We start from the raw sequence: 24,473 nt of genomic DNA on the forward strand, positions 1-24,473 counted from the left end.
CTAATTTTTTCTCTGATAGAATAATGAAATATATACAAGAATTACAATATTAAGTCCAACTTCCATCTTTTTTATTACAGCACTATCAATGAACTTTACAGGTAGGTAAGATAATAAAATAATAATAAAAATTGTTAATAGTGTTTTCAATTGAAGGATGATATCTTCAATGATTAGCCTGAATATTTCCTTTAATAACTTATTCATTGGCCTGCCATTCTTCTTAATGCATTAACTATTTCATCGTTCGTTGCTGTGATTATATTTAAGTAACCACTATCTAAAACTATTGGCTCTATTAGAAAGTACATCATTTCTAGGTTTTGCATGTATAGAGCATTATAATATATTGGCAGAAATTGCTTTAAATTGTTAGCACTATCAGCAGCATGTTGAACATTACCGTACATGCTTAATGCAAACACCCCCCCCGATGAAACTCCAGCAACCTTTTTCATCATTGCACTTTGTATAACTCCACTTATTTTGTTTCCGTAGCAAATATATTTAACAACAGCATATACTAGTGCAAATCTTGACGCTTGCATGACTGAGTAGTGTGTCGTTGGCGGAACAGCTTGTTTAAGGATAGTTTTTGTTTCACTCTCATTTTTATTTTTAAGCAAGGTTGCAACATAGATTTGTACCATCCTGAAAATTATGTTTCTATGCTTTATAAGCTCATATAACCCTAACAGGAACCGCACATCCTCATTTCCAAGTTTCTTGCAAACATCTTTATAATTATCAGTAAAACAAGATGTGTAGTAAAGTAATCGTGTCGAACCATCCCCTAAATTATTTAAATAATCATTAAATCCTTCTTTAACCCCGGACAATGCTTTATCTAATCTGATAGCTAAGTCTTTTTGTGACCCGAATTTATTTATTATACCTTCACTGTAATACATATGATTCTCCTGAAATTCAATGAGATTATCATCGTATATGTTACCTATGAATCATAGTGATCATGCTCCCACTTCCAAAAAAACAAAAAACTATAAGGCCACCTATTTATAATCTTCATAAATAGATGGTCTTTTTGAATCCATTTGAATGATAATTCGATATATTATTTATTGTTCATTATTTGTTTTAACTTTTCTCCCCAATTTAAAAGCGCTTCCATCTTTTCTTCATTATAATCGTATCGATCATAGAGAACAGTCGATACGTCATATAAAACATGCTGCTGTATTCTGTCTCGATTGAAAGAGTTTTGTTTTTACTGTCATAGTGTTGTTTTTGGCAATGCCATAATTCCATACGGGCGCTGGCCTCCGCAAAAGAAAATCAATTGAATTAGTTCAGCAACATCAAGATTAAAAAAGTCAAATTGAGTTGTTTTAAGTAACACAGAGAGTTTATCAAATGTTAAAAAACGCTCACCCACATACGATTCTTTATCTGATATCTAAAGAACTTCAAACAGATCGGCAAGTGTGCCGCTTTTTTTGTCACTTTTACAACGTCAGGGCAATTAGCAAGGCTTTCAAACGTTTCAAGAGCACTGAGGAACGACATTTCGGGATATACGCCTAACGTATTGAATTTTTCCCGTTTGCCCTCCTTGTCTACAAAATATCGATAGACAAAAGTTTTTCGACCTGACGGAAAAACACATACTCCCACACGTCCCGAGCAAAACTAACGCATGTAACGTTAAAAATTCAATAAAATCAGAGTATTATTGTTTGGGTTTTCTCACTTTTTTTCAGTTATTTTGAACTATCTCCCGTAGAAGAGGGCCAGGGTGAGGGCATCAGGCCGCACCGGCTATTTTGTAGGCCGGGTAAGGCGGAGCCGCCACCCGGCATCATTCAACGCGACCACCGATCCCGCCCGGCCTCCTTCGCCCGGTACAGCGCGGCGTCGGCGCGGGCGATAATCTCCGTGCCCGCCAGCCCCTCGGCCATCTCCGCAATCCCCATGCTGACGGTCACGTACTCGCTGACGGTTGAAGCGCTGTGCGCCACGGCGGCGCGGCGCATTTCAGCCTGGATCCGCGCCGCAACCCGTTCTGCCATGTCCAGCGAGCAGCTGAACAGGATCACCACAAACTCCTCGCCGCCGTAGCGCGACACCACGTCGTCCGGCGAGCGCACCGACTTTCTCAGCACCTCCGCCACGCGCGTCAGGCACTCGTCGCCCGCCTGGTGGCCGTAGGTGTCGTTGTAGCGCTTGAAGTAATCGACGTCGAGCATGATCAGCGAGAAGGGCTTTTTCTGCTCTACGGCGTTCTCCAGCACCACCTCCATCGCCCTGCGGTTCGCGGTCTGCGTGAGCGGGTCCTGATGGGCCAGCGCGTTAAGGCGGGAAATCAGCAGCTGGTTCTGCTGGTTGCGCCGCCAGGCCTCGTCGAACCAGCTCAGCAGGATGAAGCGCCCGCAGATCAGGATCAGCGTAAACACCGTCCAGACGGTCACGAAACGAATATGGAGACCTTCGTTCAGCACCCAGTTCGCAGCGGGCAGGGTAAGCCACAGCGGCAAAACAAAGCACAGCAGCCCTCGCGGATAAAAGTAGAGCGCGCTGGTGCCCGCCATCAGCAGGATAACGCACAGCGGCCAGACGTGGGGCAGCTTCCAGTCGGTGATAAACCAGTAGCAGGACAACGACCAGATCGCGCTGCAGATGAACAACACCGCGCTGACCCCGGCGATGCGCCGCCAGCCCATGACGATCAGCGCGGCGGACAGAATGATGATCCCGAGCATTGAGGCATCGATTAGCCGGGCGGCGTTCAGATGGGTTGCATAAGGCATCCGGTCCGCGTGGAGCAGCGGGTTACGCAGCAGGATGATGAGCGCGAAGCTCACGTTGATGAACGCCAGCCACGGCAGGTTCAGCACCAGGCCGCGCATGACCATCGCCCTGCGGGTCGGCCAGGTCGCGCGTTCAGCGGTTGGGCTTTTTCTCTTTTCCATTAATACGGCGCCAGTTAAATCATCGTGTTATTCATTATGGGCGCAGCGGGCGGGATTGATGAGCAGAAGATAAAAAAGCCGGGATTTCTCCCGGCAGGTGAGTCATTTATCGTCTTTTTTCTTGCCGAGCGTTGGCGTCTCGTCGAAGAAGTTCCACGGCTTGAGCAGGGTATGCACCCATTCCGTTGGCATGATCGGCCACTCCTCCGCGCGGGCAACGTGGGTCGTGCCGGTGGTCATCCAGACCACGTCGTCCTGACCGTTCAGGGACTCATTGTCCTTGCTGTACTGGCCTAAGCCGGTGTCGTGCGTCGAGCGGTTGGGGAATTTCCCTTCCGGATACAGCTCGTCCGGATGGTAGCGCGTCACCCACAGCTGCTTGTCCATAAAGCTCAGGCGATGATAAATCCACTCGTCAGGGGCAAACTTCGCCCCGGTTGCCACCGGATGCGTACCGCCCGCGTAGGGGATGATCTGATACGAGACCGGGTTACCCATGCGGTTCTCTTTGCTGGTATTGCTCAGCAGGCGAATGGTGCCCGGGTCGAACTTCTGCGCCGCCTGCTGCTCGGTGTCGATATCGTACTGGTTGACCTGCATGGTGCTGGTGCGCGGGCCGCCCGCGGTATTTGGCTTCACGTCCGGATCCATCGCCACCAGCTTGTTGTTGGTGCCGTCGACGTCCATATCCAGGCGGAAGTTATAGATGTGCTGGTGCGTCGTGCCCACAATGTTGTGGTCGATCAGCGTGCCGTACTTCGTGTCGTCTTTGGCGGTGGCATCATGCATGGTTTTCGCCTGCACGCCTTTCACCGCCTCGATCCCCGTCGCGCCCGCGTCGATGCCGATGGTGCCGTTCTCGTGGAACACCCAGTCAAAGATATAGTCATAGTTGCCGACGGTGCTGACCCAGCGGACCACCAGCTCGCGGCGCTCGGCGCTGACGTTCGGCTGGCCCATCTCCTGGTGCTTATACTCCGGCCCGGCGTAGCGTTCGAAAATGGCGATCGCGCGCGGGATCTCCATCGGCGCGCCGGTGTAGTCCGGGATGGTTTCATTGAGCAGCACCGCGTTGGACGGCACGTCCTTGCCGCGCACCAGCGGGGAGGTCAGGGTACCCATGCCGTAATCGCCGGAATCCAGATAGGCCTTGAAGTACCAGCCCACGTCCGGGTCGCCGTAGGGCACGATCATCCCGCCCAGCGATCCCTGATACATAATCTGGCGTTTTTTGCCGCCGTCGCTGTAGGTCACGGTCGAAATCATCGGGCCGACGCGCGAGTCGAGGCTCAGGTGGAAATCCCAGTTCTGCCAGTGGATCCTGTCGCCGGTGATGGTGTAGTTTTTTCCTTCCGGCTCAATAATCTCCAGCGGCTTCTTCACCGTTTCCACGCGGTCGCGGCCGTCGTACGGGCGCGGCGTCAGCGGAACCGGCACTACCGGGCCTTCCTCAATCTTCTGAATCTTTTTTTGTTCGAGATCGACCACCGCCACCAGGTTTTCAATCGGGTGCGCCCAGTAGTTGCCGTCGCCCACGTCCAGATAGCTCACCACCTTCAGCAGGCGATCTTCCTGCTTCAGCCCGTCCTTGCCGTCGAAATAGCCGACCGTCAGCGGGGTGGTGATAACTTTCTTCGTATCGGTAATGCCGCGCTTTTTCAGCACCTCGGCAAACTCGGTGCTCTCGTTGATAATCTGCTGAACGGTGGCGAAATCGTCCAGCAGCACCATGCCGTGCGCGTCTTTCACCGCCTCCCAGCGCAGGATTTTCTTGTCCTTCAGGTCGACCCGGCTTTCGATGACGTGTTTACCGCTCAGCATGGTCACGTTCGCCTGCCGCGGCGTATCGACCGGCGTGCCGTTCAGGACAAAGTCCCAGACCTTGCTTTTTTCCGGCTCGGCCAGCGCAATCTGCGTAAAGCGGGTGTTGGGCGCAAAGTCCGCCGAGGCCTTAACGATCCCGACGACCTGCTTGATTTCGTCTGCCGTCAGCGCGTTGAGCGGGTGCGGGCTTTTCTCAACCTGGAAGGTCTGGTCAAGGCCGGACTGGAACACGTCGTTAATGAAGGTCTCCGGGACAAACGCCTCTTTACCCTTCATCACCACCGGAACCTGCAGCGCAACGGGCTTGCCGTTGACGATAGCGGTTTTCGCCCCCGGCTTGACCTTCACGAACGCGCCGTCCTTGGTGATGGTGTACATCTGCGCGTAGTCATCCCACTGCACGTCCGCGCCAAACGCCTCCAGCGCTTTATCCATCGGTACCATGTGCGCCTCGCTGCCATGCGCAAAAGCGGGGGATTGCCAGGCGCAACACAGCGCAACGGCCAGGGCTAACGCCGTTTTACGGGCGGAAAAAGAAGAAGAGCTTCCCATCGCAGACCTCATATTGTTGTGGTTATTGTGTTGTGTGGATATATCCTGACAGGCGCGCGCGAAAAGCGTTTGCCTGCATCTGCCAGGTTATTTGTCAGTCTTGCCAGGTTAAAAAAAGAGCGGGGGTGCTTCACATGCCGGGCTGAGAGATCTTCATAAATTACAGCTGGCACAGGCTACTTCCTCTCCCTTGAGGGAGAGGGTTCCCCAGTAATTTTCTTGCTCTTAAAGCAATGAAAAAATTACAGGCTAATAAAAAACTTACAGCGGTCCCCTGGTCCGGCTGAAAATCGCTGAGGCGTTGACCGTAGGCCGGGGCGAGGCGCACGGATGCGCCGAGAGGGCGTGACCTACATGGATGTAGGATCACGCCCGACCCGATAGCCGAAGGGAATAAGCCGAAGGCACCGCGAAGCGGCGATTTTCTTTGCCGGGAGCCGGGATTGTGAAGGGGGCGGCGGCGAGCCCCCTTCACACGTTCACAAGTAACGAGATTTCAGAGTAGCAAGGCTCGTAAAGTGAACGGAATTACCACCACAGCCGTATGTTTCCCCTCACCCCAGCCCTCTCCCCAAAGAGGAGAGGGGGCCGACCGTGGCACTATTTTTTTCTGGGGATCCCTCAGCCCTTGAGGGAGAGCGAGAATTAGCTGAAATCACCCTGCAAACGCGCCACCAGCGTCAGAATGGAGTAGAGCGCTACGGCCTGCTGGTGCTGGTTGAAAATCTCAACCGACCATTCCACCACGCCGGTGGGCTTCTCGTCGGCGGCGCGCTGTTTCTTCAGCGTTTTGCGCTTGCAGGTCAGGCGCACCTGAATGGTGTCCCCGGGCTTAACCGGCTCGATAAAGCGCAGGTTTTCCATGCCGTAGTTGGCGATGACCGGCCCGACGCCCGCGTCGACGAACAGCCCCGCGGCGGCGGAAATCAGGAAGTAGCCGTGCGCCACGCGCTCGCCGAAGATCGATTCCGCCGCGCCGATTTTATCCATGTGGGCGTAGAAATGATCGCCGCTCAGGCAGGCAAAATTGACGATATCCGCCTCCGTTACCGTGCGGCGCGGAGTCAGCAGGCTGTCGCCCGGCTGAAGCTCCTCGAAGTATTTGCGGAACGGATGCACGCGATCTTCCTGCACCCGCGCGCCGCGCACCCACTGTTTACCGATGGCCGCCAGCATCGACGGGCTGCCCTGAACGGCGGTGCGCTGCAGGTAGTGCTTCACCGCGCGCAGGCCGCCCAGCTCTTCGCCGCCGCCCGCGCGGCCCGGTCCGCCGTGCACCAGCTGCGGCAGCGGCGAGCCGTGTCCGGTGGACTCTTTCGACGACTCCTCGTTAAGGATCTGAATGCGTCCGTGGGCGCGCGCGGCACCGGCGATGAACCGGCGGGCGATGTCGGCATCCGCCGTCACCAGCGTGCCCGCCAGGCTGCCGCCGCCCGCGCGGGCCAGCGTCAGCGCGTGCTCCGCGCTGCGATAGGGCATCAGCGTGGCGACCGGGCCGAAGGCTTCGGTGGCGTGGACGGCCGGGGTTTCGTCCGGCTGCGGGCAGAAGAGCAGGGTCGGCGGGAAGAACGCCCCGGCGGCCTGCGGATCGGCCCTGCCGCCCAGGCGAACCTGACAGCCCGCGGAAATCAGCTGGTTGACCTTCTCCTGCACGTCCGCGCGCTGTTCGGCGTTGACCAGCGCGCCCATCTTCACGCCCTCCTGCGCCGGATCGCCGACGACCACCTTTTCAAGACGGGCGATCAGCGCCTGGCTCACGGCCTCGATCTGGCCTTCCGGCACGATAATGCGGCGGATCGCGGTACATTTTTGCCCGGCCTTGGCGGTCATCTCGCGCACCACCTCGCGAATAAACAGCGCAAACTCCGGCTGTTCCGGGGTCACGTCGTCGCCCAGCACGCAGCAGTTCAGCGAGTCGGCCTCCATGGTGAACGGAATCGACTGCGCCACGAGGTTGGGATGTACGCGCAGGCTCTGGCCGGTGCTGGCGGAGCCGGTAAAGGTCACCACGTCCTGGCTGTCGAGATGGTCAAGCAGATCGCCCGCGCCGCCGCAGATCAGGCTAATCGCGCCGTCCGGCACCAGGCCGCTCTCGACGATGGATTTCACCATCGCCTGCGTCACCTGCGCCGTGGCGGTGGCCGGCTTAACGATGGCGGGCATTCCGGCCAGCCACGTCGGGGCCAGCTTCTCCAGCATCCCCCAGCAGGGGAAGTTAAAGGCGTTGATATGCACCGCCACGCCGGATTTCGAGGTGAGTACGTGGCGCGCGGCAAAGCCGCCTTCCTTCGACAGCGGTATCAGCTCGTCTTCCGGCCACAGCGTATCGTCCGGCAGCTCGCGGCTGCCGAGGCTGGCGTAGGTAAAGAGCGTGCCGATACCGCCTTCGATATCCACCCAGCTGTCGGCCTTCGTCGCGCCGGTCTGCGCGGAGATCGCGTAAAACGTCTCTTTCTGGCTTATCAGGTGCTTCGCCACCGCCTTCAGCATTGCGGCGCGTTCGATGAAGGTCATGGCGTGAAGCGCCTCGCCGCCGTGCTCGATGGCGTAACGGCGGGCGGCCGCCATATCCAGCCCTTCGCTGGTCACGCTCCACAGGGTTTCCCCGCTGATGGCGTGTTGAATAGTGCGCTCGCGGCCCCGGCCAGACTGCCAGGTGCCGGACAAGAAGCTGGCTAACTGCTGCATCGCTTATCTCCAGATGTTTCGTGATTTAACTATAAATACTTTGATCGCGAATCATAAAAATCAAGCAATGTTTTAACGAATTATTAACGTTGTGATCTGGCGTGGCGAAAATAGCGCGAAGAAACCGCGCCGCGCGGGGCTTTCGTGAAAAGCCTTGCGAGCGACGTCACAAAATACACAAAGGGTTCTTGGGGTTATATTTAACCTTTGTGTAACTTTTAAGAAACGAAGTGATTCATAATTTAGCTTTGCTTCGCAGATTAACGAATCATAAAGGTGATGACGTGACGCAAGAACAACGCTTTGAGCAGCGCATAGCGCAGGAGACGGCCATCGAGCCTCAGGACTGGATGCCGGACGCCTACCGCAACACGCTGATCCGCCAGATTGGGCAGCACGCGCATTCCGAAATTGTCGGCATGCTGCCGGAGGGGAACTGGATCGCCCGCGCCCCGACGCTACGCCGCAAGGCGATTCTGCTGGCGAAGGTGCAGGACGAAGCCGGACACGGGCTGTACCTGTACAGCGCGGCGGAAACGCTGGGCTGCGCGCGGGAAGACATCTACCAGAAGATGCTCGACGGCAGGATGAAATACTCCTCCATCTTCAACTATCCCACCTTGAGCTGGGCCGACATCGGCGTGATCGGCTGGCTGGTGGACGGCGCGGCGATTGTTAACCAGGTCGCGCTGTGCCGCACCTCCTACGGCCCCTATGCCCGCGCGATGGTGAAAATTTGTAAGGAAGAGAGCTTCCACCAGCGCCAGGGCTTTGAGGCCTGCATGGCGCTGGCGCAGGGCAGCGAGGAGCAGCGCCAGATGCTGCAGGACGCGATTAACCGCTTCTGGTGGCCCGCGCTGATGATGTTTGGGCCAAACGACGACAACTCGCCGAACAGCGCCCGCAGCCTGGCGTGGAAAATCAAGCGCTTCGGCAACGACGAGCTGCGCCAGCGCTTCGTCGACAACACCGTTCCGCAGGTGGAAATGCTGGGCATGACCGTGCCGGACGCCGACCTGCGCTTCGATGAGGAGAGCGGCCACTACCGCTTCGGCGAGATCGACTGGCAGGAGTTTGACGAGGTAATCAACGGGCGCGGCGTCTGCAACCACGAGCGCCTGGAAGCAAAACGCAAGGCCTGGGACGACGGGGCGTGGGTGCGCGAAGCCGCGCTGGCGCACGCGGTAAAACAACGCGCGCGCAGCGCGGCATAAGGAGAATCAAAATGAGCAACGTTTACTGGCCGCTGTACGAAGTGTTCGTTCGCAGCAAACAGGGGTTATCCCACCGTCACGTCGGCAGCCTGCACGCCGCCGACGAGCGCATGGCGCTGGAGAACGCGCGCGATGCCTACACCCGCCGCAGCGAAGGCTGCTCCATCTGGGTGGTGAAGGCGAGCGAAATCGTCGCCTCCCAGCCGGAAGAGAGCGGCGAGTTCTTCGACCCGGCGGAAAGCAAGGTCTACCGCCATCCCACGTTTTACACCATCCCTGATGGCATCGAGCACATGTGAGGTTAGGGATGAATAACGTATCAGCATATGCCCTGCGGCTGGGCGATAACGGTCTGGTGCTCTCGCAGCGCCTCGGCGCCTGGTGCGGCCACGCGCCGGAGCTGGAGATTGACCTGGCGCTGGCCAACATTGGCCTCGATCTGCTCGGGCAGGCGCGCAACTTCCTGGCCTATGCCGCCGAGCGCGAAGGAAAGGGCGATGAAGACGCGCTGGCCTTTGGCCGCGACGAGCGTCAGTTCCGCAACCTGCTGCTGGTGGAGCAGCCCAACGGCAGCTTCGCCGACACGATCGTACGTCAGTACCTGATGGACGCCTGGCACGTCGCGCTTTACGAACGCCTGATCGGCAGCCGCGACGCCCGGATTGCGGCAATTGCCGCAAAAGCCATTAAAGAGGTGCGCTACCACCTGCGCTACAGCCGCGGCTGGCTGGTGCGCCTGGGCGACGGCACCGACGCCTCCGCGCAGAAAATGCAGCAGGCGCTCGACGGCCTGTGGCGCTTCACCGCCGAGCTGTTTGAGGCCGACGAGGTAGAGCAGGAGTTGATTGCCTCCGGCGTCGCCGTCGACCCGCGCGCCCTGCGCCAGCCGTGGGAAAGCGAAGTGTTTGCTGGCCTGCGTGAGGCCACCCTTCGCGTGCCCGCTGAAGCGGCCTACCGCACGGGCGGCAGGCGCGGGCTGCACACCGAACACCTGGGGCCGATGCTGGCAGAGATGCAGTATCTCCAGCGCGCCTATCCCGGCCAGCAGTGGTAACGGAGGAGAACGCCATGCAACGTCTCGTTGATATCGCCCCCGCTGAAACCCCGCATATCTGGTCGCTGCTGAGCCAGATCCCGGACCCGGAAGTGCCGGTGCTGACCATTACCGACTTAGGCATGGTGCGCAGCGTGACCGCGCAGGGTGGCGGCTGGGTGATTGGCTTTACGCCGACCTATTCGGGCTGCCCGGCGACGGAGCACCTTCTGGGCGCCATCCGCGAAACGATGACGGCGCACGGCTATACGCCGGTGCATATCGTGCTCCAGCTTGAGCCGGCCTGGACCACCGACTGGATGACCGCGGATGCCCGGGAGCGCCTGCGCCAGTACGGCATTAGCCCGCCGGTCGGGCACAGCTGCCGCGCGCACGCCCCCGCCGAGGTGGCCTGTCCGCGCTGCGCGAGCACCAACACCTCGCTTATCAGTGAATTTGGCTCAACGGCCTGCAAGGCGCTCTACCGCTGCAACGCCTGCCGTGAGCCCTTCGACTATTTCAAATGCATTTGAGGCTGCCATGACAACGTTTCATTCCTTAACAGTGGCAAAGGTAGAGCCGGAAACGCGTGACGCTGTCACGATCACCTTCGCCGTGCCGCAGGATTTGCAGGAGGCCTACCGCTTTCGTCCGGGCCAGCACCTGACGCTCAAGGCCACGCTGGAAGGCGACGAGCTTCGCCGCTGTTACTCCATCTGCCGCAGCGCCGCGCCGGGAGAAATCAGCGTGGCGGTAAAGGCCATCGAGGGCGGGCGCTTTTCCCGCTACGCCCGCGAGTCCATCGCCCAGGGCATGGCGCTGGAGGTGATGGTGCCGCAGGGCCAGTTTGGCTACCAGCCGCAGGCGGAGCGGGAAGGCCGCTATCTGGCAATTGCCGCCGGGTCGGGCATTACGCCGATGGTGGCGATCCTCTCCGCCACGCTGGCGACCGAGCCGCACAGCCAGTTCACCCTGATCTACGGCAACCGCAGCAGCCAGAGCATGATGTTTCGCCGCGCGCTGGCCGACCTTAAGGACAAATACCCGCAGCGCCTGCAGCTGGTCTCCATCTTTAGCCAGGAGACGCTCGACAGCGACCTGCTGCACGGGCGCATCGACGGCGAAAAGCTGCGGGCGCTGGCAAAAACGCTGATCGACTTCCGCCAGTACGACGAGGCCTTTATCTGCGGCCCGGCGGCGATGATGGACGAGGCCGAAGCGGCGCTGAAGGCGCTGGGCATGGCGGAAAAATCCATTCACCTGGAGCGCTTCAACACGCCGGGCACCCTCGTTAAGCGGGCGGTGAACGTGCAGGCCGAGGGGCAGAAGGTGACCGTGCGCCAGGACGGGCGCGACCGCGAGATTACCCTGACGGCGGACGACGAAAGCATTCTCGACGCGGCCCTGCGCCAGGGCGCCGACCTGCCGTACGCCTGCAAGGGCGGCGTGTGCGCCACCTGCAAATGCAAAGTGCTGCGCGGCAGGGTTGATATGGCAACCAACTACAGCCTCGAGCCGGACGAGCTGGCGGCAGGCTACGTGCTGAGCTGCCAGGCGCTGCCGCTCACCGCCGACGTGGTCGTCGATTTCGACGCTAAGGGGATGGCATGAGCGAGCTGATTATTACCCGTCACGGCCGCGTCCTGCAGCTTACGCTCAACCGCCCGGCGGCGCGAAACGCGCTCAATAACGCGCTGCTGGCCCAGATGGCCGTGGCGCTGGAAGACGCCGCCGTGGATGACGGCGTCTCAACCTGCGTGATTTACGGCAGCGAGCGCTGCTTCGCCGCGGGGGCCGATCTCAACGAAATGGCGGAAAAAGATCTGCCCGCCACCCTGAACGACATTCGCCCGCAGCTGTGGGCGCGGATCAACGCCTTCAACAAGCCGCTGATTGCCGCCGTCAACGGCTTCGCGCTCGGCGCGGGCTGCGAGCTGGCGCTGCTCTGCGACGTGGTGATAGCGGGAGACAACGCCCGCTTCGGCCTGCCGGAAATTACGCTGGGGATCATGCCCGGCGCGGGCGGCACCCAGCGCCTGATCCGCAGCGTCGGGAAATCGCTCGCCAGCAGGATGATCCTCACCGGGGAAAGCATCACCGCGCGGCAGGCGCAAAGCGCCGGGCTGGTCAGCGACGTCTTCCCGGCGGCGCTGACGCTTGAGTACGCCCTGAAGCAGGCGGCGCTGATGGCGCGCCACTCGCCGCTGGCCCTGCAGGCCGCGAAGCAGGCGCTGCGCCAGTCGCAGGAGGTGCCGCTTCAGGCCGGGCTTGCCCAGGAGCGGCAGCTTTTCACGCTGCTCGCCGCCACCGAAGACCGCCGCGAGGGCATCGACGCCTTCTTACAAAAACGCACCCCCGACTTTAAAGGACGCTAACTGTGGAATTTATCTTAAGCCAGGTTGAGAACGGCGTGATGACCCTGACGCTCAACCGCCCGGAGCGGCTCAACAGCTTTAACGATGTAATGCACCGGCAGCTTGCCGACTGCCTGAAGCAGGCCGAGCGCGACGAGACCATCCGCTGCCTGCTGATTACCGGCGCGGGCCGCGGCTTCTGTGCGGGTCAGGATCTGAACGACCGCAGCGTGGACCCGAACGGCCCGGCGCCGGATCTGGGCATGTCCGTTGAAACCTTTTACAACCCGCTGGTACGCCGCCTGGCGGCACTGCCGAAGCCGGTGATTTGCGCGGTGAACGGCGTGGCCGCCGGAGCCGGAGCCACCCTGGCGCTCGGCTGCGACATGGTGATAGCCGCCCGCTCGGCCACCTTTGTGATGGCGTTCAGCAGGCTTGGGCTGGTGCCGGACTGCGGCGGCACCTGGTTCCTTCCGCGCGTGGCGGGGCGCGCCCGCGCGATGGGGCTGGCGCTGCTGGGCGAAAAGCTGAGCGCCGAGCAGGCGCAGGCGTGGGGGATGATCTGGCAGGTGGTGGACGACGAACAGCTCTCCGCCACCGCGCAGCAGCTGGCGCAGCACTTTGCCTCCCAGCCGACCTTTGGCCTCGGGCTGATCAAGCAGGCGATAAACGCCGCGGAAACCAATACCCTCGACGCGCAGCTCGACCTTGAGCGTGACTATCAGCGTCTGGCCGGGCGCAGCGACGACTACCGCGAGGGCGTCAGCGCTTTTCTCGGCAAGCGCGCGCCGAACTTTACGGGGAAATAGCATGGTGACGACGATTCGAACCGTTGCCGTGATCGGCAGCGGAACCATGGGGGCCGGGATTGCCGAAGTGGCGGCGAGCCACGGGCACCCGGTGCTGGTGTACGACATCGCCTCCGAAGCGGTTTTTCGCGCGATTGACGGCATCCGCGAGCGGCTGACCTCCCGCGCGGCGCGGGGAAAGATAACCGCCGAAGCCTGCGGGCAGATCCTCGCGCGCCTGACGCCGGTAACCGACATCGCCGCGCTTGCGGCCGCGGATCTGGTGATCGAGGCCGCCTCCGAGCGTCTGGAGGTAAAGAAAGCGCTTTTCGCGAAGCTGGCGGAGATCTGCCCGGCGAAAACGCTGCTGACCAGCAACACCTCCTCTATTTCGATTACCGCGATTGCGGCGGACGTCACGCATCCCGAGCGCGTGGCCGGGCTGCACTTCCTTAACCCCGCGCCGGTGATGAAGCTGGTGGAAGTGGTGAGCGGGCTGGCGACGTCGCCTGAAGTGGCCGACGCGCTGTGCGAGCTGGCGCTGAACTGGGGGAAACAGCCGGTGCGCTGCCAGTCGACGCCGGGCTTTATCGTCAACCGCGTGGCGCGCCCGTTTTACTCCGAGGCCTGGCGCGCGCTGGAAGAGCAGGTGGCCGCGCCGGAAGCCATCGACGCCGCGCTGCGCGAGGGCGCCGGGTTCCCGATGGGGCCGCTGGAGCTGACCGATCTGATCGGCCAGGACGTTAACTTTGCCGTGACCTGTTCGGTGTTTAACGCCTTCTGGCAGGAGCGCCGCTTTCTGCCTTCGCTGGTGCAGCAGGAGCTGGTGCTGGCCGGGCGGCTGGGCAGGAAAAGCGGGAAGGGCGTGTACGACTGGCAGGGCGACAGGCCGGACGTGAAATGGCTGGATGCGCTGAGCGACAGCGCGCTGCACGGCGATCGTATAAGTGACGGTGTCACGGAAATTGACGGCGTGCTGCTGGTCGAAACCCAGGGCGAAACCGCCCAGTCGCTGGCGCTGCGCCACGGCCGCCCGGTGGTGGTGGTCGACCGCATGGAGCGCGACGTGGCCGTTATCGCCGTCGCCGCCAGCAACCCGGATGCCGCAAACCACAAGGCCATCGGCTGGCTACAGCAGCAGGGCAAGCGGGTGATGCAGATTGCCGATTACCCCGGCCTGCTGATCTGGCGCACGGTGGCGATGATCGCCAACGAAGCACTGGACGCCATGCAAAAAGGCGTCGCCAGCGAAAAGGACATCGATACCGCCATGCGCCTCGGCGTGAATTACCCGAGCGGGCCTATCGCCTGGGGCGAACGCCTTGGCTGGCAGCGGCTGTTGACCCTGCTGGAAAACCTGCAACGTCATTACGGCGAAGAACGCTATCGCCCGTGTTCCCTGCTGCGCCAGCGCGCGCTTCTGGAGAGTAGCTATGAGTCATAACGCCTGGCACACCGCCCGCGCCATGTACGAACGGGACGCCTGCGCCCGGGCGCTCGGGATCGACATTATCGAGATGGACGAGGGCTATGCGGTCCTGACCATGACCATCACCCCGCAGATGCTGAACGGGCATCAAACCTGCCACGGCGGCCAGCTCTTTTCGCTGGCGGACACGGCGTTTGCCTACGCCTGCAACAGCCAGGGGCTGGCGGCGGTGGCCTCCGGCTGTTCTATCGATTTTGTGCGGCCGGGCTTTGCCGGAGACACGCTCACCGCCACCGCGCGGGTGCAGCATCAGGGCAGGCTGACCGGCGTGTACGACATTGACATTCAAAACCAACATCAGAAAACGGTTGCTCTCTTTCGCGGGAAATCCCACCGCACTGGCGGCAGCGTGACGGGAGAAGCCTGATGAGTAACGCATTTATCTGTGACGGCGTGCGTACCCCGGTAGGCCGCTACGGCGGCGCGCTGGCGGGCGTGCGCGCGGACGACCTCGGTGCCGTGCCGCTGCGCGCGCTGCTGGCGCGCTACCCGCAGCTGGATCTGGAGCGCATCGACGACGTGATTTTCGGCTGCGCCAACCAGGCGGGGGAAGATAACCGCAACGTGGCGCGCATGTCGGCGCTGCTGGCCGGGCTGCCGCAGACGGTTTCTGGCACCACGATTAACCGCCTGTGCGGCTCGGGGCTGGATGCGATCGGCTTTGCGGCGCGCGCGATCCGGGCCGGAGACGGCGAGCTGCTGATTGCGGGCGGCGTGGAGTCGATGTCCCGCGCGCCGTTTGTGATGGGCAAAGCCACGGCGGCGTTTCAGCGTCAGGCGGAGGTCTTCGACACCACCATCGGCTGGCGATTTGTGAATCCGCTCATGCATCAGCAATTCGGAACTGACAGCATGCCGGAAACGGCAGAGAATGTAGCTGAATTGTTAAATATCAGCCGCAGCGATCAGGACGCCTTTGCGTTCCGAAGCCAGCAGCGCACCGCGCGGGCGCAGCAAAACGGCGTGCTGGCCCAGGAGATCGTGCCGGTGCTGGTGCCAGGTAAAAAAGGGGCGGTGACGGAAGTGACGGTGGATGAACATCCCCGCGCCGACACCACTCTGGAACAGCTCGCCGCGCTGAAAGCGCCGTTTCGCAGGAACGGGGTGATCACCGCCGGAAACGCGTCTGGCGTCAACGATGGCGCCGCCGCGCTGATTATCGCCAGCGAGCAGATGGCGATTATGCAGGGGCTGGTGCCGCGCACGCGGATTGTGGCGATGGCGACCGCGGGCGTAGAGCCGCGCCTGATGGGGCTTGGCCCGGTGCCTGCCACCCGTAAGGTGCTGGAGCGCGCCGGTCTGAGCATCAACGATATGGACGTCATTGAGCTGAATGAAGCGTTCGCCGCCCAGGCGCTGGGCGTGCTGCGCCAGCTTGGCCTGCCGGACGACGCGGAGCACGTTAACCCGAACGGCGGCGCGATTGCCCTCGGTCATCCGCTGGGGATGAGCGGCGCCCGGCTGGCGCTGGCCGCCAGCAACGAACTGCACCGACGCGGCGGGCGCTACGCGCTGTGTACGATGTGCATCGGCGTGGGTCAGGGCATCGCCATGATCCTTGAGCGCGTTTGATCAAATTACCCTGTGAGCACCCTACAATGACAAATACAACAAAGCTTGACCCGATCGAAACCGCGTCCGTTGACGAACTGCAGGCGCTGCAGACCGCGCGCCTGAAGTGGACGCTGAACCACGCCTACAGCAACGTGCCGATGTACAAGCGCAAGTTTGACGCGGCGGGCGTGCACCCTGACGATTTCAACGAGCTGGCCGACCTGCAAAAATTCCCGTGCACCACCAAGCAGGATCTGCGCGATAACTATCCGTTCGACACCTTTGCCGTGCCGATGGAGCAGGTGGTGCGCATTCACGCCTCGTCCGGCACCACCGGCAAGCCCACCGTGGTGGGTTATACCCAGAACGACATCGACAACTGGGCGAACATCGTCGCGCGCTCCCTGCGCGCCGCGGGCGGCAGCGCCAGGGACAAAATTCACGTCGCCTACGGCTACGGCCTCTTTACCGGCGGGCTGGGCGCGCACTACGGCGCAGAGCGCCTGGGGGCGACGGTGATCCCGATGTCCGGCGGCCAAACCGAGAAGCAGGCGCAGCTGATCCGCGACTTCCAGCCGGACATGATCATGGTAACGCCGTCGTATTGCCTGAACCTGATAGAGGAGCTTGAGCGCCAGATGGGCGGCGACGCCAGCGCCTGCTCCCTGCGCGTGGGCGTGTTCGGCGCGGAGCCGTGGACACAGGCGATGCGTCGCGAAATCGAGAAGCGGCTGGGCATTACGGCGCTGGATATTTACGGCCTGTCGGAAGTGATGGGGCCGGGCGTGGCGATGGAGTGTCTCGAAACCGCCGACGGCCCGACGATCTGGGAAGATCACTTCTTCCCGGAAATCGTGAACCCGAACGACGGCACGCCGCTGGCCGACGGCGAGCAGGGCGAGCTGCTGTTCACCACGCTGACCAAAGAGGCGCTACCGGTGATCCGCTACCGCACCCGCGACCTCACGCGCCTTCTGCCGGGCACCGCGCGCACCATGCGCCGCATGGACCGCATCAGCGGGCGCAGTGACGATATGCTGATCATTCGCGGCGTTAACGTCTTCCCGTCGCAGCTGGAAGAGGAGATCGTCAAGTTTGAGCACCTTTCCCCGCACTACCAGCTGGAGGTCAACCGCCGTGGGCATCTTGATTCGCTTTCGGTGAAGGTGGAGCTGAAAGAGAGTAGCTTGACGCTCAGCCACGAGCAGCGCTGTCAGGTTTGCCACCAGCTGCGCCACCGCATTAAGTCGATGGTGGGGATCTCAACCGACGTGACGATCGTGAACTGCGGCAGCATTCCGCGCTCGGAGGGCAAGGCGTGCCGGGTGTTTGATTTGCGCAAGGTGGCGGCTAACGGTTGATGTACCTTATTCCCCTCATCCTAACCTTCTCCCCAGAGGGGAGAAGGGACCGCTCGGTGCCGCCTTTTCCCCTCGCCCCGGCCTTCAGGAAATGCCTCAGCGATTTTCAGCCGGACCGGGATGTCGCTTTAAGCTATTCATTCTGTTAATAAAGACGTAATAGCTTCTGGTTAAAAATTTCTGGGGATCCCTCAGCCACAGAGGGGAGAAGGGACTGCTCGGTGCCGTCTTTTCCCCTCGCCCCTTTGGGGAGAGGGTCAGGGTGAGGGGATTGTGCTATGATTCATCCAGACCAAAAAACACAAAAGAATGAATCACATGAATAAACTCGACGCCTTTATCCAGCACGCGGTCAGCGCCGTGCCCGTCAGCGGCACGTCGCTTATCTCCTCGTTATACGGCGATGCACTTTCCCACCGCGGCGGCGAGATCTGGCTCGGCAGCCTGGCGGCGCTGCTCGAGGGCATGGGATTCGGCGAGCGCTTCGTGCGCACCGCGCTGTTTCGCCTGAACAAAGAGGGCTGGCTGGACGTCTCGCGCGTCGGCCGCCGCAGCTTTTACCGCCTGAGCGACAAGGGGCTGCGCCTGACGCGCCGCGCGGAGAGCAAAATCTACCGCGCGGAGCTGCCCGCCTGGGACGGAAAGTGGCTGCTGCTGCTTTCCGAGGGGCTGGACAAAACTACGCTCGCGGACGTCAAAAAGCAGCTGATCTGGCAGGGGTTTGGCACGCTGGCACCGAGCCTGATGGCCTCGCCGTCGCAGCATCTGGCGGACGTGCAGTCGCTGCTCCACGACGCGGGCGTGGCGGAAAACGTGATTTTCTTCGAAGCGCATTCGCCGCTGGCGCTCTCCCGCGCCGCGCTGCGCGCGCGGGTCGAAGAGTGCTGGCAGCTGACCGAACAAAACGCGATGTACGAAACGTTTATCGACTCCTTCCGCCCGCTGCTGCCGCTGCTGAAAGAGGCCGCGCCGGAGGAACTGACGCCGGAGCGCTGCTTCCAGATCCAGCTGCTGCTGATTCATTTCTATCGCCGCGTGGTGCTTAAAGATCCGCTTTTGCCGGAGGAACTTCTCCCCGCGCACTGGGCGGGGCAAAGCGCGCGGCAGCTCTGTATCAACATCTACCAGCGCGTGGCGCCGGGAGCGCTGGCGTTTGTCAGCGAAAAGGGGGAAACCTCGGTGGGCGAACTGCCCGTGCCCGGCACGCTTTACCATCAGCGCTTTGGTGGCCTCAATCTCTCATAAGGAGAAGCTATGCCTGTTTATCAAATTGACGGCCTGACGCCGGTCGTGCCCGACGAAAGCTACGTTCACCCCACGGCGGTGCTGATTGGCGACGTGATTCTGGGTAAGGGCGTGTACGTCGGCCCGAACGCCAGCCTGCGCGGGGATTTTGGCCGCATCGTGGTGAAGGACGGGGCCAACATTCAGGATAACTGCGTGATGCACGGCTTCCCGGAGCAGGATACCGTTGTCGAAGAGGACGGGCACATTGGCCACAGCGCCATCCTGCACGGCTGCATTATCCGCCGCAACGCGCTGGTCGGTATGAACGCGGTGGTGATGGACGGGGCGGTGATTGGCGAAAACAGCATCGTCGGCGCAGCGGCGTTCGTGAAGGCCAAAGCCGAGATGCCCTCCAACCACCTGATCATCGGCAGCCCGGCGAAGGCGATCCGCACCCTGAGCGAGCAGGAGATCGCCTGGAAGCAGCAGGGCACCCGCGAGTATCAGGTGCTGGTGGAGCGCTGCAAGCTGACGATGCACCAGGTTGAGCCGCTGCGCGAGGAAGAGCCCGGGCGCAAGCGGCTGGTCTTTGATGAGAACTTGAGGCCGAAGTCGGCGGGGTGAGCTGACTTAAGGAAATCATTGCTATTAATGAATTGGAGAGGTTCCGATATTGAGCCTCTGATTTGTGCTGTCATTTTCTTATTTGTCAGACGAGCCGTTACGGTTTAGTAGAGATAATAGTTGCATTAATCTATAGCGAATATGAAGAGTTAAACTAAATTTTTTACCCAATTCATTACTCCAGTAATTTTTGGGTGGTTTATAATTGGTTGGATTTTCGCTATTTGCTGTTACAAAGTTAACTTTATCAAGAAGTTGCTGTTGTCCAAAGGACATGTCCTGATTTAGATATTCTGCAGCTTTGATGAAATTTGCAGCGACATCATAAACATCTTTATAGTGTGTACTCAAGTAGTTGTATTTGAATAGCTCTGTAACATCAATCCAATCAGATGATTGTGTAATATGTGTATAAATATCTGTCGGCAATGTACTTTTTGGCGGCAGATTTGAGATTGAGATACCTACCGCCTCAAATGCTCGACTCGCGAGTTCTGAACAGAATGATGAATGCCATGGGCTCTGAAAGAAAAAACGATAATTATAGCGTTGACGTAAGAAATAAAGTAACGCGTATTTTATCTGACATATCGCCTCTTCATTTTGCAAGTGCACATTGCGAAATACTTGAAATTTTACGTCAGAGTTTTTAAGTATTTCCCTTATCGACTCAATGGTGACACCGCTCTTAGGCATAGCATGTATAAGATTGTATTGCTCTAAAACTATGCACACGTGAGAATGCCTGGCTTTTTTAATGCGAAACAGGCTCTGTAAACAAGTATTAAAGCTTTGATGAGGTGGTGAAATTAAAATCAAATCACCGGGTAATCCTGGTAGGTAGACGCACATAAATTTGATTGACCCCTGCGCAAAAAGCAAAATCCACACAATAATGTGGATAACTCTATCACATTCGCTTTACAAACATCTATACATTAGGTTAAGAATGTCAGGTTAAAGATTAACTCAGCCTCATAACCAAGGGTTTAAGACAACCGTAGCAAAGTTGCCTTATAAGGATAGTTGCTGAAAGCGTCGTGCTGAGCGTTGAGTATTTATTTGCTTGATGGGCAACAATATTAACAAGTTTAGCAACGCATAAATTTTACTTTAGGAAGCAAATGAAAATTATCACCTCGCCATTCGAAATTGATCTCGCTCTCGTAAAAATAATGCGTAAGTATGAAAAATATCATATTGCGACAGCGTGGGCTTCGATGGGCTCAAAAGCGTCATTTGCTCTGCTGGAAAATAAACACAAAATAGCCAAAATGATCGTCGGGACGCATTTTTACCAAACGCATCCTAATTTCATTGATGCCTTTTCAAGTGATTGTAATGTAAGATTTATACTGAAGACCGATGGCATTTTTCATCCAAAGGTGTATCTTTTCTCGAACGAGAATGGGGAATGGGAATGCTTGGTAGGGAGTGCCAATTTCACAGCGTCAGCGCTGACAAAAAATCATGAAATGATGACCCACTTTAATAGCAACGAGCCCGGAGCAGATTCGGCCTTAGCGAATATTCTGCAAGCGATCGATTTCTATTGGTCGGAAGCGAGTAAGATGACTCGCAAGGAAATTTCCAATTATAAAAACATATGGAATAAAAACAGGCAAAAGCTAGATGCCTTGAAAGGTATCTACGGCGAAACTAAAAATAAACGGAGTATATTGAGTTCTGAGATATTCTCACTCACGTGGGATGAGTATTATAAAAGAGTTTCCGGTGATGAGTTAAATTCCTTTCAGGGCAGGCTTGATGTACTCGGCACGGTTCAGAAGTATTTTACTGAAAACTCATCTTTCTCAACGTTGAATGACCTGCAGCGTAAACAAGTTGCCGGGGTAATTAATGGTGTTGACATTAACTGGAAATGGTTTGGCAGCATGGTCGGAGCCGGCTACTTTAAAAATGTGATTAACACTAATAATCCCTATCTTTCTGACGCGCTGGATCAAATACCCCTAACGGGCATTGTTACCGAGGCTGACTATAAAAAGTATGTGCGGCTATTTAAGCTCGCATTCCCCGAGGGTGGTGCAGCCATTGCGACTATGACCAGAATGCTGGCCATGAAGCGGCCAGATTATTTTGTCTGTTTAGATAGTCAAAACCGGCGCGCACTATGTAAAGACTTTGCAATACCAATGAATGTGACGCCAGAAAATTACTGGCAAAATATTATTTTGCGCATAATTGATTCAGTCTGGTGGTCTTCGCCCTTACCTGAGAGCTCTTTTGAAGCACAAGCATGGAAAGGCCGCGCGGCAATGATCGATTCGCTATTTTATCAGGGCCTGCCGTAAAGAAATTAATCAGACTTAAATCCCGCCCATTCTTTTCATGGGCGGATTATGGTGCGTTGAGTACGTGACGTACGACCTCAGTAAGCAGCTGACGATCAATCCTCCCGACTCACCAGCGCCAGCGCGCTCGCGCTGGCCGGGTCGAACAGCGACAGGCTCTCAATGTGGTTCAGCATGATCACTTTTCGGAACGCCATCGCGCTTCGGGGTTCTGAATCTAGCGTGATGCCGTGGGCGTCGTACCACGCGCTGTAGTTATTCTCGATGCGCATGTTCATCGTTTTGACGTCGCGGTAGCCGCTCAGCATCGGGATCAGGACGATATTCGCCGTTTTCTCATACTCCAGCGTGGCGGTGTGGATCATGCCGATGTAGATCCTGCGCGATTTCAGCGTCACCTGCGCGAGCTCGCCTTCCTCCATGCACTGGTAGAGCAGCTGTTCGATACCGCTCGACTGCGCGAGCCGCTGGTAGAGCTTTTTCCTGCCGATTCCGTCCAGCCTGGCGCTTCCGGCCCAGTTCGAGCGGTAAAGACAGAACAGGATGGTGAATGCCAGCATCAGAACCACCGGCGCCTGAATGCCTAAAAAGCTCCAGTTCATAAACTCCATCTGCCAGTTGGCGTAGCGCTCGGAGCTGAAATGGAAGGAGTTATCGACAGCGGATAGCGCGAGCAGAAGCAGCCACAGCAGCCCCGTCGCGATCACGCCCTGCAGCACAAAAATGCAGCCGTACAGCGCGACAAGAAAATAGACGTCCCAGCCGAAGGAGCGCTTGATTTTGAAGCGGGTGGAGAGGTCGCGGCTGGTATACCAGTATCCGCACACCATCAGCACCATAAAGATCGCCGTTCCCATTTCACGCCCTCTTCAGTGCGTTAACGTGGCGAAGAAAGTCTTCGCGCACCTCGTTGCTTTTGAAATTCACGGACGCGTTCCCGTCCTGGTCGATGATAATTCGGTCGCCGTCCTCGACGGCCTCAATGATTTCCTGCTGGCTCATCACCTGCAGCAAGGACTCGGGGCTGGAAAATATCGACATAAACAGGCGTTTCATCGCGCGGTATCCTTATCAGCAAAAAGAATAAGCCTGGTCTACGGGGGGAGATCCTGCATTCAGGTAAAGCCGAAAAAGGGCGGAATGTTTCAGCGCCTGGCCATAACGGGTATAATCCCGCCAAATTTCCAACCGGTTTAAAACGAACATGTCAAAACTCACCTTACAAGAGCAGATGCTGAAAGCGGGCTTAGTGACCAGCAAGAAAGTGGCCAAAGTCCAGCGCACGGCGAAGAAGTCCCGCGTGCAGGCCCGCGAGGCCAGAGAAGCGGTAGAAGAGAACAAAAAGGCGCAGCTTGAGCGCGACAAGCAGCTGAGCGAGCAGCACAAGAAGGCGGTGCTGGCGAAAGAGTTTAAGGCTCAGGTTAAGCAGCTGATCGAAATGAACCGCATCACGGTGTCGAAAGGCAACATTACCTTTAACTTTACCGACGGTAATCTTATCAAGAAAATTGAGGTGGATAAGCTGACCCAAAGCCAGCTGATTAACGGCCGCCTGGCGATTGCGCGCCTGGTGGTTAACGCCAGCGGCGACTGCGAATACGCGATTATCCCGGCGGTGGTGGCGGATAAAATTGCCCAGCGCGATGCCGACAGCATCGTCCTGAACAGCGCCCTGAGCCAGGAAGTTCAGGATGAAGACGATCCGTACGCGGACTTCAAAATCCCGGACGACCTGATGTGGTAAACCGGTCTTAAAACGGCGCGGCGTGGCGGGCGTTGACCGCCTCTCCGCTCACCGGATGAACAAAGTCCAGCCCGCTGGCGTGCAGCATTAACCGCGGCGCGTCGGCGGAGCCGGGATAGGTTAACCCGCCGTACAGATCGCAGCCCAGAATCGGGTGGCCCAGCTCCCGGCAGTGAATGCGCAGCTGGTGGGTGCGCCCGGTTTCCGGGGTAAGCAACACCCTCGTCAGCGCTAACCCCGTCTCGTGATAAAAACGTTCGATTACCCGATAGCGGGAGCGCGCGGGCTTGCCGTTAACCGCGCCGATCGACATCAGCGGAAACAGCGCCGGATCTTTGGCAATCGGCGCGTCGATAATCCCTTCATCCTCATTCACATGCCCGCAAAGCAGGGCGGTGTAAACTTTCTCCACGCCGTGCTCGCTAAACTGGCGGCACAGCGCCGCGTTGATCGCCTTGTTGCGTGCCACCACCATCAGCCCGGAGGTGCCAAAATCAAGACGATGTACCAGCGTGCAGCCGGGGAAGGTTTGCACCAGGCGATAGTGAACGGAGTCGAGGTTTTGCGGGTTTTTGCCTGACAGGCTGAGCAATCCGGAAGGCTTGTTGATCAGCACCAGATGGTCGTCCTGATACAGCGTTTCTATTGCCTCACGGCACGGCGGAGCAATAAAGGTATCGATAATCACTGACATCAGGCAGCCCGGTGAATGAGTGGGTGCGCATGATAGCGAAAGGTGGGGCAAAAGAAAAACCCTCCCACCGGGCGGTGAGAGG

At 58.3% G+C, this 24,473-nt stretch carries 24 protein-coding genes; 15 read left to right on the plus strand and 9 right to left on the minus strand.

All coding sequences use genetic code 11. The features are described 5' to 3' along the window. Nucleotides 1-203 precede the first annotated feature (203 nt). The 5 genes from AB8804_RS21620 to paaZ form a co-directional block, all read right to left on the minus strand. On the minus strand, nucleotides 204-911 hold the full coding sequence (locus AB8804_RS21620) for a hypothetical protein (RefSeq protein WP_371189989.1): 708 nt from the start codon (nucleotides 909-911) through the stop codon (nucleotides 204-206). 323 nt (nucleotides 912-1,234) lie between these two features. Continuing rightward, a complete protein-coding gene (locus AB8804_RS21625; RefSeq protein WP_371189990.1) occupies nucleotides 1,235-1,396 on the minus strand; it encodes a hypothetical protein in 162 nt (53 codons plus the stop codon). Nucleotides 1,397-1,823: 427 nt separating this feature from the next. Then, entirely contained in the window at nucleotides 1,824-2,930 is a 1,107-nt protein-coding gene (locus tag AB8804_RS21630; protein ID WP_371189991.1) for a membrane-associated sensor domain-containing protein, read from the minus strand. 102 nt (nucleotides 2,931-3,032) lie between these two features. Continuing rightward, nucleotides 3,033-5,306, minus strand: a complete 2,274-nt coding sequence (tynA, locus tag AB8804_RS21635; RefSeq protein WP_371189992.1) for a primary-amine oxidase — start codon at nucleotides 5,304-5,306, stop codon at nucleotides 3,033-3,035. 645 nt (nucleotides 5,307-5,951) lie between these two features. Beyond that, nucleotides 5,952-7,994 carry a phenylacetic acid degradation bifunctional protein PaaZ gene (paaZ, locus tag AB8804_RS21640; RefSeq protein WP_371189994.1) on the minus strand — a complete coding sequence of 681 codons (2,043 nt, stop codon included), beginning with the start codon at nucleotides 7,992-7,994 and terminating at the stop codon, nucleotides 5,952-5,954. A gap of 284 nt (nucleotides 7,995-8,278) precedes the next feature. Between paaZ and paaA the strand changes: the two genes are divergently transcribed. The 13 genes from paaA (at nucleotide 8,279) to paaY (ending at nucleotide 19,638) form a co-directional block, all read left to right on the plus strand. Further along, nucleotides 8,279-9,208, plus strand: a complete 930-nt coding sequence (gene paaA, locus AB8804_RS21645; protein ID WP_371189995.1) for a 1,2-phenylacetyl-CoA epoxidase subunit PaaA — start codon at nucleotides 8,279-8,281, stop codon at nucleotides 9,206-9,208. Between the two features lie 11 nt (nucleotides 9,209-9,219). Beyond that, the gene (gene paaB / locus AB8804_RS21650) at nucleotides 9,220-9,507 is read left to right on the plus strand and encodes a 1,2-phenylacetyl-CoA epoxidase subunit PaaB (RefSeq protein ID WP_371189996.1); all 288 of its coding nucleotides are present in this window, start codon (nucleotides 9,220-9,222) and stop codon (nucleotides 9,505-9,507) included. An 8-nt stretch (nucleotides 9,508-9,515) separates the two neighbouring features. After that, nucleotides 9,516-10,262, plus strand: coding sequence for a 1,2-phenylacetyl-CoA epoxidase subunit PaaC (gene paaC, locus AB8804_RS21655; RefSeq protein ID WP_371189997.1), 747 nt, complete (start codon nucleotides 9,516-9,518; stop codon nucleotides 10,260-10,262). A gap of 14 nt (nucleotides 10,263-10,276) precedes the next feature. Further along, entirely contained in the window at nucleotides 10,277-10,774 is a 498-nt protein-coding gene (gene paaD, locus AB8804_RS21660; protein ID WP_371189998.1) for a 1,2-phenylacetyl-CoA epoxidase subunit PaaD, read from the plus strand. Nucleotides 10,775-10,781: 7 nt separating this feature from the next. Then, nucleotides 10,782-11,852, plus strand: a complete 1,071-nt coding sequence (gene paaE, locus AB8804_RS21665; protein ID WP_371189999.1) for a 1,2-phenylacetyl-CoA epoxidase subunit PaaE — start codon at nucleotides 10,782-10,784, stop codon at nucleotides 11,850-11,852. After that, nucleotides 11,849-12,616, plus strand: coding sequence for a 2,3-dehydroadipyl-CoA hydratase PaaF (paaF, locus tag AB8804_RS21670; RefSeq protein ID WP_371190000.1), 768 nt, complete (start codon nucleotides 11,849-11,851; stop codon nucleotides 12,614-12,616). Before paaE ends, paaF begins: the two co-directional genes overlap by 4 nt. Nucleotides 12,617-12,618: 2 nt before the next feature. Beyond that, nucleotides 12,619-13,404: a 2-(1,2-epoxy-1,2-dihydrophenyl)acetyl-CoA isomerase PaaG gene (gene paaG, locus AB8804_RS21675; RefSeq protein WP_371190001.1), complete on the plus strand. Its 786-nt coding sequence runs from the start codon at nucleotides 12,619-12,621 to the stop codon at nucleotides 13,402-13,404. A gap of 1 nt (nucleotide 13,405) precedes the next feature. After that, nucleotides 13,406-14,827 (plus strand): 3-hydroxyacyl-CoA dehydrogenase, encoded by a 1,422-nt coding sequence (locus tag AB8804_RS21680; protein ID WP_371190002.1) that lies wholly within the window; start codon nucleotides 13,406-13,408, stop codon nucleotides 14,825-14,827. Then, the gene (gene paaI, locus AB8804_RS21685; protein WP_371190003.1) at nucleotides 14,817-15,239 is read left to right on the plus strand and encodes a hydroxyphenylacetyl-CoA thioesterase PaaI; all 423 of its coding nucleotides are present in this window, start codon (nucleotides 14,817-14,819) and stop codon (nucleotides 15,237-15,239) included. Before AB8804_RS21680 ends, paaI begins: the two co-directional genes overlap by 11 nt. Beyond that, on the plus strand, nucleotides 15,239-16,444 hold the full coding sequence (pcaF, locus tag AB8804_RS21690; RefSeq protein ID WP_371190004.1) for a 3-oxoadipyl-CoA thiolase: 1,206 nt from the start codon (nucleotides 15,239-15,241) through the stop codon (nucleotides 16,442-16,444). The genes paaI and pcaF overlap by 1 nt, the downstream gene beginning before the upstream one ends. 26 nt (nucleotides 16,445-16,470) lie before the next feature. After that, nucleotides 16,471-17,787, plus strand: a complete 1,317-nt coding sequence (gene paaK, locus AB8804_RS21695) for a phenylacetate--CoA ligase PaaK (protein WP_371190005.1) — start codon at nucleotides 16,471-16,473, stop codon at nucleotides 17,785-17,787. A 309-nt stretch (nucleotides 17,788-18,096) separates the two neighbouring features. Further along, nucleotides 18,097-19,032, plus strand: a complete 936-nt coding sequence (gene paaX / locus AB8804_RS21700; RefSeq protein WP_371190006.1) for a phenylacetic acid degradation operon negative regulatory protein PaaX — start codon at nucleotides 18,097-18,099, stop codon at nucleotides 19,030-19,032. Nucleotides 19,033-19,041: 9 nt separating this feature from the next. Further along, entirely contained in the window at nucleotides 19,042-19,638 is a 597-nt protein-coding gene (paaY, locus tag AB8804_RS21705) for a phenylacetic acid degradation protein PaaY (protein ID WP_371190007.1), read from the plus strand. A 78-nt stretch (nucleotides 19,639-19,716) separates the two neighbouring features. On the opposite strand, the gene AB8804_RS21710 is transcribed toward paaY, so the two are convergent. Then, on the minus strand, nucleotides 19,717-20,457 hold the full coding sequence (locus tag AB8804_RS21710; RefSeq protein ID WP_371190008.1) for a YiiX/YebB-like N1pC/P60 family cysteine hydrolase: 741 nt from the start codon (nucleotides 20,455-20,457) through the stop codon (nucleotides 19,717-19,719). 305 nt (nucleotides 20,458-20,762) lie between these two features. Between AB8804_RS21710 and AB8804_RS21715 the strand changes: the two genes are divergently transcribed. After that, nucleotides 20,763-21,953, plus strand: coding sequence for a phospholipase D family protein (locus AB8804_RS21715; RefSeq protein WP_371190009.1), 1,191 nt, complete (start codon nucleotides 20,763-20,765; stop codon nucleotides 21,951-21,953). A 95-nt stretch (nucleotides 21,954-22,048) separates the two neighbouring features. On the opposite strand, the gene AB8804_RS21720 is transcribed toward AB8804_RS21715, so the two are convergent. Together AB8804_RS21720 and AB8804_RS21725 are read right to left on the minus strand one after the other, a co-directional pair. After that, nucleotides 22,049-22,810 (minus strand): hypothetical protein, encoded by a 762-nt coding sequence (locus tag AB8804_RS21720; RefSeq protein ID WP_371190010.1) that lies wholly within the window; start codon nucleotides 22,808-22,810, stop codon nucleotides 22,049-22,051. Between the two features lies 1 nt (nucleotide 22,811). Beyond that, complete coding sequence (locus tag AB8804_RS21725; RefSeq protein ID WP_112009936.1) at nucleotides 22,812-23,009, minus strand: hypothetical protein; 198 nt, start codon at nucleotides 23,007-23,009, stop codon at nucleotides 22,812-22,814. Between the two features lie 148 nt (nucleotides 23,010-23,157). Here AB8804_RS21725 and AB8804_RS21730 point away from each other — a divergent pair, with 148 nt between their 5' ends. Further along, a complete protein-coding gene (locus AB8804_RS21730; protein ID WP_371190011.1) occupies nucleotides 23,158-23,697 on the plus strand; it encodes a DUF2058 domain-containing protein in 540 nt (179 codons plus the stop codon). Between the two features lie 7 nt (nucleotides 23,698-23,704). Here the strand turns inward: AB8804_RS21730 and AB8804_RS21735 are convergent, their stop codons facing one another. Continuing rightward, on the minus strand, nucleotides 23,705-24,391 hold the full coding sequence (locus tag AB8804_RS21735; protein WP_371190012.1) for an RluA family pseudouridine synthase: 687 nt from the start codon (nucleotides 24,389-24,391) through the stop codon (nucleotides 23,705-23,707). Nucleotides 24,392-24,473: the final 82 nt, after the last annotated feature.

Source organism: Enterobacter sp. KBR-315C3_2022 (genome assembly GCF_041399425.1).
Classification (GTDB): domain Bacteria; phylum Pseudomonadota; class Gammaproteobacteria; order Enterobacterales; family Enterobacteriaceae; genus Enterobacter.

Excerpts from the sequence above, each read along its gene's own strand:
- AB8804_RS21620 (WP_371189989.1), bottom strand. The coding sequence starts at position 911 with ATGTATTACAGTGAAGGTATAATAAATAAATTCGGGTCACAAAAAGAC.
- AB8804_RS21630 (WP_371189991.1), bottom strand. The coding sequence starts at position 2,930 with ATGGAAAAGAGAAAAAGCCCAACCGCTGAACGCGCGACCTGGCCGACC.
- tynA (WP_371189992.1), bottom strand. The coding sequence starts at position 5,306 with ATGGGAAGCTCTTCTTCTTTTTCCGCCCGTAAAACGGCGTTAGCCCTG.
- paaZ (WP_371189994.1), bottom strand. The coding sequence starts at position 7,994 with ATGCAGCAGTTAGCCAGCTTCTTGTCCGGCACCTGGCAGTCTGGCCGG.
- paaB (WP_371189996.1), top strand. The coding sequence starts at position 9,220 with ATGAGCAACGTTTACTGGCCGCTGTACGAAGTGTTCGTTCGCAGCAAA.
- paaC (WP_371189997.1), top strand. The coding sequence starts at position 9,516 with ATGAATAACGTATCAGCATATGCCCTGCGGCTGGGCGATAACGGTCTG.
- paaD (WP_371189998.1), top strand. The coding sequence starts at position 10,277 with ATGCAACGTCTCGTTGATATCGCCCCCGCTGAAACCCCGCATATCTGG.
- paaE (WP_371189999.1), top strand. The coding sequence starts at position 10,782 with ATGACAACGTTTCATTCCTTAACAGTGGCAAAGGTAGAGCCGGAAACG.
- paaF (WP_371190000.1), top strand. The coding sequence starts at position 11,849 with ATGAGCGAGCTGATTATTACCCGTCACGGCCGCGTCCTGCAGCTTACG.
- AB8804_RS21680 (WP_371190002.1), top strand. The coding sequence starts at position 13,406 with ATGGTGACGACGATTCGAACCGTTGCCGTGATCGGCAGCGGAACCATG.
- paaI (WP_371190003.1), top strand. The coding sequence starts at position 14,817 with ATGAGTCATAACGCCTGGCACACCGCCCGCGCCATGTACGAACGGGAC.
- pcaF (WP_371190004.1), top strand. The coding sequence starts at position 15,239 with ATGAGTAACGCATTTATCTGTGACGGCGTGCGTACCCCGGTAGGCCGC.
- paaK (WP_371190005.1), top strand. The coding sequence starts at position 16,471 with ATGACAAATACAACAAAGCTTGACCCGATCGAAACCGCGTCCGTTGAC.
- paaX (WP_371190006.1), top strand. The coding sequence starts at position 18,097 with ATGAATCACATGAATAAACTCGACGCCTTTATCCAGCACGCGGTCAGC.
- paaY (WP_371190007.1), top strand. The coding sequence starts at position 19,042 with ATGCCTGTTTATCAAATTGACGGCCTGACGCCGGTCGTGCCCGACGAA.
- AB8804_RS21715 (WP_371190009.1), top strand. The coding sequence starts at position 20,763 with ATGAAAATTATCACCTCGCCATTCGAAATTGATCTCGCTCTCGTAAAA.
- AB8804_RS21720 (WP_371190010.1), bottom strand. The coding sequence starts at position 22,810 with ATGGGAACGGCGATCTTTATGGTGCTGATGGTGTGCGGATACTGGTAT.
- AB8804_RS21725 (WP_112009936.1), bottom strand. The coding sequence starts at position 23,009 with ATGAAACGCCTGTTTATGTCGATATTTTCCAGCCCCGAGTCCTTGCTG.
- AB8804_RS21730 (WP_371190011.1), top strand. The coding sequence starts at position 23,158 with ATGTCAAAACTCACCTTACAAGAGCAGATGCTGAAAGCGGGCTTAGTG.
- AB8804_RS21735 (WP_371190012.1), bottom strand. The coding sequence starts at position 24,391 with ATGTCAGTGATTATCGATACCTTTATTGCTCCGCCGTGCCGTGAGGCA.